Origin of the sequence: Streptococcus oralis (assembly GCF_023109155.1) — a bacterium.
Lineage (GTDB): Bacteria > Bacillota > Bacilli > Lactobacillales > Streptococcaceae > Streptococcus > Streptococcus oralis_BZ.
On the sequence record NZ_JALDUA010000001.1, the window covers coordinates 364,501 to 376,271 of the forward strand.

11 protein-coding genes are annotated in these 11,771 nt (G+C 40.5%); all 11 read left to right on the forward strand.

The annotated features are described in order from the left end of the window. The first annotated feature begins 4 nt into the window (after positions 1–4). The 11 genes from cps2T to rfbB all read left to right on the forward strand — a co-directional run bounded on the left by cps2T (position 5) and on the right by rfbB (position 11,740). On the forward strand, positions 5–1,177 hold the full coding sequence (gene cps2T / locus M1F63_RS01870; RefSeq protein WP_247940587.1) for a beta 1-4 rhamnosyltransferase Cps2T: 1,173 nt from the start codon (positions 5–7) through the stop codon (positions 1,175–1,177). A gap of 3 nt (positions 1,178–1,180) precedes the next feature. Next, complete coding sequence (locus tag M1F63_RS01875; RefSeq protein WP_049500996.1) at positions 1,181–2,338, forward strand: glycosyltransferase family 4 protein; 1,158 nt, start codon at positions 1,181–1,183, stop codon at positions 2,336–2,338. A gap of 2 nt (positions 2,339–2,340) precedes the next feature. Continuing rightward, entirely contained in the window at positions 2,341–3,339 is a 999-nt protein-coding gene (locus tag M1F63_RS01880) for a Stealth CR1 domain-containing protein (protein WP_049500998.1), read from the forward strand. A 34-nt stretch (positions 3,340–3,373) separates the two neighbouring features. After that, a complete protein-coding gene (locus M1F63_RS01885) occupies positions 3,374–4,339 on the forward strand; it encodes a glycosyltransferase family 2 protein (protein WP_049501000.1) in 966 nt (321 codons plus the stop codon). A 38-nt stretch (positions 4,340–4,377) separates the two neighbouring features. Continuing rightward, positions 4,378–5,538 carry a hypothetical protein gene (locus tag M1F63_RS01890; protein WP_049501002.1) on the forward strand — a complete coding sequence of 387 codons (1,161 nt, stop codon included), beginning with the start codon at positions 4,378–4,380 and terminating at the stop codon, positions 5,536–5,538. After that, positions 5,535–6,947: a flippase gene (locus tag M1F63_RS01895; RefSeq protein WP_247940588.1), complete on the forward strand. Its 1,413-nt coding sequence runs from the start codon at positions 5,535–5,537 to the stop codon at positions 6,945–6,947. Before M1F63_RS01890 ends, M1F63_RS01895 begins: the two co-directional genes overlap by 4 nt. Before the next feature lie 9 nt (positions 6,948–6,956). Continuing rightward, entirely contained in the window at positions 6,957–8,060 is a 1,104-nt protein-coding gene (glf, locus tag M1F63_RS01900) for a UDP-galactopyranose mutase (protein ID WP_070837852.1), read from the forward strand. A gap of 27 nt (positions 8,061–8,087) precedes the next feature. Continuing rightward, the gene (locus M1F63_RS01905; protein WP_247940589.1) at positions 8,088–9,140 is read left to right on the forward strand and encodes a glycosyltransferase; all 1,053 of its coding nucleotides are present in this window, start codon (positions 8,088–8,090) and stop codon (positions 9,138–9,140) included. 71 nt (positions 9,141–9,211) lie between these two features. After that, positions 9,212–10,081 (forward strand): glucose-1-phosphate thymidylyltransferase RfbA, encoded by an 870-nt coding sequence (gene rfbA / locus M1F63_RS01910; protein WP_049519434.1) that lies wholly within the window; start codon positions 9,212–9,214, stop codon positions 10,079–10,081. Further along, on the forward strand, positions 10,082–10,675 hold the full coding sequence (locus tag M1F63_RS01915; protein WP_070837855.1) for a dTDP-4-dehydrorhamnose 3,5-epimerase family protein: 594 nt from the start codon (positions 10,082–10,084) through the stop codon (positions 10,673–10,675). It begins immediately after the preceding gene. Between the two features lie 18 nt (positions 10,676–10,693). Then, positions 10,694–11,740, forward strand: coding sequence for a dTDP-glucose 4,6-dehydratase (gene rfbB / locus M1F63_RS01920; RefSeq protein WP_049501012.1), 1,047 nt, complete (start codon positions 10,694–10,696; stop codon positions 11,738–11,740). The last annotated feature ends 31 nt before the right edge of the window (positions 11,741–11,771 follow it).

The window sequence follows — 11,771 nt, forward strand, 5'->3', positions numbered from 1 at the left end:
AGAAATGAAACAGTCAGTTTATATTATTGGTTCAAAGGGGATTCCTGCTAAGTATGGGGGATTTGAAACCTTTGTTGAAAAATTAACCGAATATCAAAAAGACAGCAACATACAATACTATGTTGCTTGTATGCGTGAAAATTCAGCCAAGTCTGGTATTACGGAAGATCAGTTTGAGCACAATGGAGCCATTTGCTTCAACATCGATGTACCCAATATCGGACCAGCTCGTGCTATTGCTTACGATATCGCAGCGATCAACAAGGCTATTGAATTGGCTAAGGAAAACAAGGACGAGGCTCCCATTTTTTACATTCTAGCTTGTCGCATCGGTCCTTTTATTTCTGGGCTTAAGAAAAAAATTCGTGCCATCGGAGGCCAATTGCTGGTAAATCCTGATGGTCATGAATGGTTGCGAGCAAAGTGGAGTTTACCAGTTCGTAAGTATTGGAAATTTTCAGAGCAGCTCATGGTCAAACATGCTGATTTATTGGTCTGTGACAGTAAAAATATTGAACAATATATCCAAGAGGATTATAAGCAGTACCAACCAAAGACCACCTATATTGCCTATGGAACGGATACTATTCCTTCAATCCTGAAAGCAGAAGATGCCAAAGTTCGAGATTGGTATAAGGAAAAAGAAGTTAGCGAAAATGGCTATTATCTAGTAGTGGGACGATTTGTTCCTGAAAATAATTACGAAGCTATGATTCGTGAATTTATCAAGTCCAAGTCCAAAAAGGACTTTGTTCTCATCACAAATGTGGAGCAGAATAAATTTTACGACCAGTTGTTACAAGATACTGGTTTTGACAAAGATCCTAGGGTCAAATTTGTCGGTACTGTCTATGACCAAGAGTTGCTCAAGTACATCCGTGAAAATGCCTTTGCCTATTTCCATGGACATGAGGTTGGAGGGACCAACCCTTCTCTACTGGAAGCTCTAGCATCTACAAAACTGAATTTGTTGCTAGATGTTGGTTTTAACCGTGAGGTTGGTGAAGACGGGGCTATTTATTGGAAAAAAGATGAGTTGGCACGCGTCATTGAGGAAGTAGAAGGATTTGATCAGGCAGCAATAGCTGACTTGGATTTCAAGTCAAGCCAAAGAATCCTCTCAGCTTTCACATGGGAAAAGATTGTGTCAGATTATGAAGAAGTGTTTAAAGGATAGGGAATGAAACGGATTTTATACTTGCATGCTGGTGCAGAAATGTATGGAGCAGATAAGGTCTTATTGGAATTGATCAAAGGATTGGATTCCAAAGAATTTGAAGCTCATGTCATCCTGCCAAATGATGGTGTTTTAGTCGAGGCCTTGCGTCAAGTTGGGGCTCAGGTCAGTGTGTTGGATTATCCGATTTTACGTAGAAAATACTTTAATCCTAAAGGCATTGCCGACTATATTCGCTCTTATAATTTCTATGCTAAGCAAATCGCCCTCTATGCTCGACAACACAGTATAGATATGGTTCACAATAATACAGCGGCTGTTTTGGAGGGCATCTATTTGAAACGCAAGCTCAAGCTGCCTTTGATTTGGCATGTTCATGAGATTATCGTCAAACCCAAAGCTATTTCTGACTTTATCAATATGCTCATGGGACGATATGCAGACAAGATTGTGACGGTGTCCCAAGCGGTCGCTAATCATATCAAGCAGTCTCCTTTTATCAAAGATAGCCAAGTGGAAGTGATTTATAACGGTGTCGATAATACTGTCTATTATCCAATGGATGCGTCTTCTATTCGTGAAAAATTTGACATTGCGCAAGATGCACTTGTGATTGGCATGATTGGTCGGGTCAATGCTATCAAAGGACAAAATGATTTCATAGAAGCAGTCGAGCCACTTTTGGAAAAGAATGAGCAAGCGGTGGCTTTCCTAGCTGGAGGTGTTTTTCCTGGTGAAGAATGGCGCTTAGAAGAACTAGATAAGAGAATAGCTTCTTCATCTGTTGTGTCACAAATTCATCGTATTGATTACTACGATAAGACTTCTGAACTTTATAATATGTTTGATATCTTTGTCTTACCAAGTATAAAACCTGATTCCCTACCTACAGTGGTCCTAGAAGCCATGGCTTGTTCAAAACCAGTTGTTGGTTATAACAATGGGGGAATAGCTGAAATGGTAGTAGATGACAAAAGTGGTTGCTTAGTCAAACCAAATCGTCCTCAAGAACTTTCTAATGCCATTTCTCTCTTACTAGATAGTTCTGAAAAAAGAGAAAAATTTGGGCGAGTAGGATATCAGAGACAAAAAGAGCTGTTTTCTTTGGAGAGTTACATCAAGAACTTTTCGGAGTTGTATAAAACAGATAGAAAAGATTAGTTATGAATAAAATAGATTTTGTTGTTACTTGGGTTGATGGGAATGATCCTGTGTGGCAAGAAAAAAAATCAAGCTATGATGGATCGGTTAATACTTCTAAACAGAGTATGAATTCAGTCAAGGCTTACCGAGAATGGGGGACCTTTAAATATTGGTTTAGAGGAGTTGAAAAATTTGCTCCTTGGGTTAATAAGGTCTACCTCGTGACCGACCAGCAAAAGCCAAGCTGGTTAGAGTTAAACAGTGATAAATTGGTATTGGTAGATCATACAGAGATTATCTGCAATGACTACCTGCCAGTTTTTTCTGCCAATCCTATCGAAAGTAATATCCATCGGATCCCCGGACTCTCTGAGCATTTTGTTTTTTTTAATGACGATATGTATTTGACAGCTCCAGTCGAGCCGACAGATTTTTTCTCAGAGGATGGTTTACCCAAATATAATACGGCTCTTTCACCGATTATTCCTGAGCGATATGGAACGGGGAATTTTCAGATAAATGACATGGAGATTGTCACTAGCTATTTCAGTCGAAATGAAATTTTGAAGAATGGCCAATTCTTTGATCCAAAGCAGGGATTAAAAAGTATCGTTAAGTCGCTACTATACAGAAATAGTCAGTTTATCTGTGGTTTCTGGGAGAGTCATCTGCCCTATCCTCTACTAAGATCAACGATGAACTTGGTATGGGAAAAGGAAAAAGCTGTCTTGGAAAGAACCTCGGCTAGTCGCTTTAGAAATCCTTCTGATACCAATGTTTGGCTCTTTAAGTATTGGCAGATTGCCAGTGGTCAATACGCTGTCGGAAATCCTAAGTTGGGGGGACTCTTTTCTTTGGATAATGCCGGACCAGATTTTTGGAAGATACTAAATTCTGGCAAATACCAAATTATGTGTATCAATGATGGATTTAACATTCAAGACGAGGAGCAGGTGATGACAGACTTTATCAAGGCTATGGATCAACTGCTTCCAGATAGAAGCTCATTTGAGATTTAAACTGTAAAACTAAGTAAGAGAAAGAAAAGAAAATATGATTTCGGTAATTGTGCCTGTTTACAATGTGGAGAACTACCTTCATTATGCCATGGAGAGTTTGGAACATCAGACTTACAAGGATATGGAAGTCCTCTTGATTGATGACGGCTCGAGTGATGGCTCAGGACACTTGTGTGACCAGTATGCCCAGCAATATGATTGGGTGACTAGCTACCATAAGGTCAACGGTGGCTTGTCTGATGCTCGGAACTATGGGGTCTTAAAAGCCAAGGGTGACTGGATTACTTTCCTAGATCCAGACGACTATCTGGAACCCTGCGCCTTGGAACTGCTAGCAGAGCTACAAAGTCGTACCCAAGCAGATATGGTGAGTGGCAAAGTAGAGCCAACAGCTCACTATCATCGTTTTCAAAATTTTCACTTGGATCAGCTTGATTTAGACCAAGTTAAGGTCTATGACAAGGCAAAGGCTCTGACTGAGATGCTTTATGGAGACCTTGTGACGGTCTCTGCTTGTGGGAAACTCTATCGGAAAGAACTTCTTGAGAAAGCTCCCTTCCCCAAGGGGCGCATCTACGAAGACCTCTATGTTATCAGTGAGCATCTCAACCAAGCCCAATCCGTGGCCTTGTACCATCTTCCGATTTACCATTATTACCATAGACCTGGTAGCATTACTGCCTCGGCTTTCACTCCAAAACAATACGAGTTTTACGAAGCAATTGATCATTTAAAAGAGGTTGTGAATGCAACCTATCCTGAGAGTTCAGAACTCCAAGAAGCTATCATTTCACGCTTCTTTACAGGAAGTCTTCTTATCTTTACGATGATTAAGGATGGGGATTCAGTAGAATTCAAGAGACTTCAGGAGGAAACCAGGCCTTATTTGCCTCTTGTCTTGAAGAATGCTAGAGTTAGCAAGAAACGTAGGATCCTCTATGTTTTAATTACTAAGTATCCGCGGCTCTATTATCAATTTAAAAAGTTAAAAAAATCCTAAGTAAGAGTTAGGGACGAAAGAAGAAAAGGAAAAAGAAAATGTTAAAGTTAGAACGTGATAAATTGCTAATTGCAGCAGTTTTAATAGTGGTTGTCTCCATAGATATGATCAATACGTCTATGTTAGCTCCTGTTTTACCTAATATTCCTAATCTAGTTCCTTTTTTTGCGGTCCTTTTACTTGCTATGCGATTTGCTTATATTCATCACTACTCTATAAGCTATCTCATCTTTGCACCAATTCTTCTTTTTGCTGGGGGCATGGTTTACTATAAGACTGGGAACCTTAATGCATTGATGTATATGTTTCTGCTTGTCTTTCTTTACAAGGCTGAGATGGAAAGTGTACTTAAAATATACTCTGTTGTAGCCTTGTTTTTTATTGTATTGATAGTGCTCTTGGCCGTGATTGGTGCTATTCCAAACTTGCAATTTGTCCAATCACGATCTGCGGGAGTCGTTGTTCGAAATTCATTTGGCTTTATTTATCCAACTGATTTTGCTTCTCACTGTTTTTATCTATATACAGCTATATCGTATATCTTTAGAAAGAAATTCATTATTTTACGGACTGCCTTAGGATTTGGTCTGGCTTATTTCATTATTCGATATTGCGATGCGAGGCTTAATGCCGCTTCTATTACTGTAATGGCGCTCATTTTTCTGTACTTTTATTTCCGAAATGATAAACAGCGACGGCTTTTTGCTTTACTTCCTTTATCGGCTGGTATAGCGTCTTCAGTAATGATTTATCTCTCTTCTAAATTTACCTGGTCTCATCCAATGTATGTGGCTCTAAACAATTTTTTTAGTATGAGATTACACCTAGGACATGAGGCACTAAAAAAATATGCAGTGCAGTGGTTTGGGATTCGGGGCATATCATTTATCGGTTATGGGGGGCGTACAGAATCCGTTTTGAGCTACGACTATGTAGACTCTTCCTACGTTCAGATGCTCTTTACCTATGGGATGATTCCAGTTCTCTTATTGGTCGTGTTATACATAGTTAGGTCTTGGTCTCTTTATCGCAAAAAGAATTATTTGCTATTGACGGCCTTATCCTTAATAGCAGTCAACTGTATGTTTGAGGCCTTCTGGGTTCGCCCGTCTTATAATATTTTTATGTTTACTCTATTTGCAACCTTGCCAGTTATTGAATTTGAATCGAAGAAATCTACAACGAGGAACTCCTTGTGAAAGTATTAAAAAATTATTTATATAATCTTTCTTATCAGCTGTTAGTAATCGTTTTACCAGTCATTACTACACCCTATATTACTCGGGTTTTCTCCTCGGATGATTTGGGGTCATACGGATACTATAATTCTATCGTGACTTATTTTATCCTACTGGCGACGCTGGGAGTAGCCAATTATGGGACAAAGGAAATTTCCGGCCATCGTAAGGAAGTCGAAAAGACCTTCTGGGGTATTTACAGTTTACAAGTCCTTTCAACCTGTTTAGCAGTTACGCTTTATATCATTGTCTGCTTACTTGTGCCGTCGATGAACAATCCAATTGCCTATATACTTGGCTTTAGTTTGCTGTCTCGTGGTTTTGATATTTCTTGGCTTTTTCAAGGGTTAGAAGATTTCAAAAAAATCACAGCTCGTAACACAATGGTCAAACTTCTAGGTGTTGTTTCGATATTCCTATTTGTTAAGAAACCATCCGACTTGTACTTGTATATCATCCTCTTGGTTGCCTATGATCTACTAGGTCAGTTGAGTATGTGGCTTCCTGCTCGGGAGCACATTCGCAAGCCGCATTTGGATATAGCCTATGCCAAAGAGCATATCAAACCAGTCATTCTCTTGTTTCTGCCACAGATTGCCATTTCACTCTACATCACGCTAGATCGCACCATGTTGGGTGCCTTGTCTTCGACCAAGGATGTCGGGATCTATGATCAAGCCTTGAAATTATTGAATATTTTGTTGACTTTGGTAACGTCGCTTGGTAGTGTTATGTTGCCTCGGGTCTCCAATCTCCTCTCATCAGGTAATCAAAAGGCGGTTAACAAGTTACATGAAATGTCTTTCTTAGTGTATAACTTGGTTATCTTCCCGATGATTGCGGGGATTTTAATTGTTAACAAAGATTTTGTCAATTTTTTCCTGGGGCAAGACTTCCAAGATGCTCGCTATGCGATTGCCATCATGGTCTTTAGAATGTTCTTTATTGGCTGGACTAACATAATGGGAATTCAAATCTTGATTCCTCACAATAAGAATCGTGAATTTATGCTATCAACAACTATTCCAGCTGTTTTTAGTGTGGGCTTGAATCTCCTCTTGATCCCGCCTCTGGGCTATATTGGAGCTTCAATTGTATCTGTTGCGACTGAAGGTTTGGTCTGGCTGATCCAACTCTACTTTACACGTTCGTATCTAAAAGAGGTTAAGATCCGTCCATCTATGCTAAAAATATTTTTAGCTGCTCTCTTGATGTACGGCGCCTTGTATTCTGTAAAAACTTTCATGCACTTCTCGTCTGTTGTGAATGTCTTGATATATGCTGCCCTTGGCTTCCTAGTCTATGGTGGCTTGGTTTTGGTCTTACGTGTCTTGGATTTTCAAGAACTAAAAAGTGTTTTAAAGAAATAAGGAGATTTTATGTACGATTATTTGATTGTCGGTGCTGGCTTGTCAGGTGCAATCTTTGCCTACGAAGCTAACAAACGTGGCAAGAAGGTGAAGGTGATTGATAAACGAGAACATATTGGTGGGAATATCTATTGCCAATCTGTTGAAGGAATCAATGTCCACAAGTATGGGGCTCATATCTTCCATACATCTAATAAAAAGGTCTGGGACTATGTCAATCAGTTTGCGGAGTTTAACAATTACATCAATTCTCCTATTGCCAACTATCAAGGACATCTTTACAATCTGCCTTTTAACATGAATACTTTCTATGCTTTGTGGGGGACAAAGACACCCCAAGAAGTCAAGGACAAAATTGCTGAGCAGACGACACACATGCAAGATGTTGAGCCAAAAAACTTAGAGGAACAAGCCATTAAGTTGATTGGTACGGATGTTTATCAAAAGTTAATCAAGGGTTACACCGAAAAGCAATGGGGGCGTTCTGCTACTGAACTACCACCCTTTATCATCAAGCGTTTACCAGTTCGATTGACTTATGACAATAATTATTTCAACGACCGTTACCAAGGGATTCCAATTGGTGGTTACAATGTCATCATCGAAAAGTTGTTGGAAGGAATCGAAGTAGAGCTTAATACAGATTTCTTTGCTGATCGGGAGAACTTGGAGGCTTCAGCAACTAAGATTGTCTTCACAGGGATGATTGACCAGTTCTTTGACTACAAGTTTGGTGAACTTGAGTATCGCAGTCTCCGTTTTGAGCATGAGATTCTGGATCAAGAAAATTATCAAGGAAATGCTGTAGTCAACTATACTGAACGTGATATTCCTTATACGCGTATCATCGAACACAAACATTTTGAGTTTGGGACTCAGGACAAGACGGTTATTACTCGAGAATATCCAGCAGATTGGAAAAGAGGAGATGAACCTTACTATCCAATCAATGATGCCAAAAACAATGCTATTTATGAGCAGTATCTAGCAGAAGCTGAGAAAAATGGCCACGTTATCTTCTGTGGTCGCTTAGCAGATTATAAATACTATGATATGCATGTGACTGTTGAACGTGCATTGGATGTGGTAGAAGAAGAACTAGGGAACATCTAAGAATATCACAGATAAAGGGGAGAAAAGGTGAAATATTATCTGAAGGATTCATTTCTGCATAATGCACATGAAAAGAATGCAGGGAGTAAGGCACGAAATGACGTGGAAACTATTCTAATCTCAGAGGGTTATGAGGGGTTGGAGCTCAAGGTTGAGAATTGGTATAAGATGAATTTCTTTAAAGCTCAACAACACAAATATCGTGCGACCAAGTCTGTGTTTGATCAGTTGGGAGCTGGAGATGAATTGGTGATTCAGTTCCCTATTATCCACCATACATTTTTCATCTCACAACTCATCAAGCAGGCGCAAAAAAGAGGAGCAAAATTCTATCTGTTGATCCATGATATTGAAACCTTGCGTCATGCAGCAGGTTCAGAAGTAAAATTCCGTCATAAAGTGAGAAATTACTTCCAGGAAAAGAAAGCTTTGATGTCAGTGGATGGCATTATCGTTCATAACGATATCATGAAGAAAGTTCTGGTAGGTCAAGGAGTGCCAGCAGATAAAATGGTTAGCTTGGAGATTTTTGACTATCTGATTCCAAACTTTGCTGAAAAACCAAATCTCCAAAAAGACCAGCCTATTATCGTAGCTGGAAATTTGAACCCTGCAAAGTCAGGTTATCTTTATAATTTACCAGAACAACCAGCCTATAACTTGTATGGAGTGGGCTATGATGAAAGTCGTGCATTGAAAAACACCACCTACTTTGGTTCCTTTATGCCGGATGACCTCCCAGCTGCTCTTGAAGGTAGTTTTGGTTTGGTCTGGGACGGAGACAGCTCAGAAACCTGCCAAGGTTCTTACGGAAACTACCTACGCTTTAACAACTCGCACAAGGCCTCTCTCTACTTAGCTTCAGGTTTTCCCCTAATAGTCTGGAAAGGGTCGGCTCTCACACATTTGGTACTAGACAAGCAATGTGGTATTGCAGTTGATTCTCTACACGACCTCCAAAAAGTACTAGATGATTTGACACTTCAAGACTACAAGGAACTTTCAGAACAAGCTAGGAAAGTTGGAGCTGCTCTTCGAGACGGAGCCTATTTAAAAGCTGCCTTATCCAAATTGAAGTAAATTCCTTAGAGAATTTGGGACAAAATGAAATAGAATATAGGATAGGTAATTAGCCAGAAAGGAAATCTATTATGAAAGGTATTATTCTTGCGGGTGGTTCGGGAACGCGCTTGTACCCACTTACTCGAGCTGCGTCAAAACAGCTGATGCCGGTTTATGATAAACCCATGATTTACTATCCTTTGTCAACCTTGATGTTGGCAGGGATTAAGGACATTTTGATCATCTCAACACCACAGGATTTGCCCCGTTTTAAGGACCTGCTCTTGGATGGTTCCGAATTTGGGATTAAGCTTTCCTATGCGGAACAGCCTAGTCCCGACGGACTTGCTCAGGCTTTTCTTATTGGTGAAGAATTTATCGGTGACGATAGTGTTGCCTTGATTTTAGGCGATAATATCTATCATGGACCTGGTTTGAGCAGAATGCTTCAAAAGGCAGCCAAGAAAGAGAAGGGCGCGACTGTTTTTGGCTACCAAGTGAAGGATCCAGAGCGTTTTGGTGTGGTCGAGTTTGATACAGACATGAATGCCATTTCCATTGAAGAAAAACCAGAGAATCCTCGCTCCAACTATGCAGTGACCGGTCTTTATTTCTATGATAATGATGTTGTGGAGATTGCCAAACAGATAAAACCGAGTGCTCGTGGCGAGTTGGAAATCACAGATGTTAACAATGCTTATTTGAAGCGTGGGGATTTGTCAGTTGAAGTTATGGGGCGTGGTTTTGCCTGGCTGGATACAGGGACGCATGAGAGCCTGTTAGAGGCCTCTCAATATATCGAAACGGTTCAAAGGATGCAAAATGTTCAGGTTGCCAATCTAGAAGAAATTGCCTACCGAATGGGTTATATCAGCCGCGAAGATGTGCTGAAGTTGGCGCAACCTCTCAAGAAGAATGAATACGGGCAATACTTGCTCCGTTTGATTGGAGAAATCTAGATGACAGATAATTTTTTCGGCAAAACACTTGCAGTGCACAAGATTGATGCCATTCCAGGTTTGTTAGAGTTCGACATTCCGGTTCATGGTGACAATCGTGGCTGGTTTAAGGAAAATTTCCAGAAAGAAAAGATGCTACCACTTGGCTTCCCTGAAAGCTTCTTTGCTGAAGGAAAACTGCAAAACAATGTCAGCTTTTCTCGCAAAAATGTTCTTCGAGGTCTCCATGCTGAACCTTGGGACAAGTATATCTCAGTAGCAGATGGTGGCAAGGTTCTGGGTTCTTGGGTTGACCTACGTGAAGGTGAGACTTTTGGAAATGTTTATCAGACCGAGATTGATGCAAGTAAGGGAATCTTTGTCCCTCGTGGCGTAGCCAATGGCTTCCAAGTCCTCTCGGATACAGTTTCTTATAGCTATCTGGTCAATGACTACTGGGCACTTGAACTCAAGCCTAAATATGCTTTTGTCAACTATGCAGACCCAGCTTTGGGCATCCAGTGGGAAAACCTAGCAGAAGCAGAAGTTTCGGAAGCAGATAAACATCATCCACTGCTTAAGGATGTCAAACCTTTGAGTAAAGAGGATTTGTAAAAAAATTAGGGAATAAAAATGACTGAATACAAAAATATCATCGTGACAGGTGGGGCTGGTTTTATCGGTTCTAACTTTGTTCATTATGTCTATAACAACTTCCCAGATGTCCATGTGACAGTGCTGGACAAGCTGACTTATGCGGGTAATCGTGCCAATATTGAAGCAATTTTAGGTGATCGTGTTGAGTTGGTTGTTGGAGATATTGCAGATGCAACCTTGGTCGATAAGCTAGCTGCTCAAGCAGATGCCATTGTTCACTATGCGGCAGAAAGCCATAATGACAACTCGCTCAATGATCCGAGTCCATTTATCCACACCAATTTCATTGGGACTTACACTCTTTTGGAAGCAGCTCGTAAATACGACCTTCGTTTCCACCATGTGTCAACTGACGAAGTCTATGGTGACCTACCTCTGCGAGAAGATTTGCCAGGTCATGGAGAAGGTCCAGGTGAGAAATTTACGGCTGAAACCAAGTACAATCCCAGCTCGCCTTACTCATCAACTAAAGCAGCTTCAGATCTGATTGTCAAAGCTTGGGTGCGCTCATTTGGTGTCAAAGCGACTATTTCCAACTGTTCAAACAACTATGGTCCTTACCAGCATATCGAGAAGTTCATTCCGCGCCAAATCACCAATATTTTGAGTGGAATCAAGCCAAAACTCTACGGTGAAGGTAAAAACGTCCGTGACTGGATTCATACCAATGACCATTCTTCAGGTGTTTGGACGATTCTGACCAAAGGTCAAATTGGTGAAACTTACTTAATTGGTGCGGATGGTGAAAAGAACAATAAGGAAGTGCTGGAACTCATCCTCAAGGAGATGGGGCAACCAGCTGATGCTTATGATCATGTGACGGACCGAGCTGGTCACGACCTTCGCTATGCTATCGACGCTAGCAAGCTCCGTGATGAACTAGGGTGGAAGCCAGAGTTTACTAATTTTGAAGCAGGTCTCAAAGAGACCATTAAGTGGTACACAGACAACCAAGACTGGTGGAAATCTGAAAAAGAAGCAGTCGAAGCCAACTATGCTAAGACACAACAAGTGATTAAATAATCAGATACTAAAAAGCAAGAGACCTTGAGTT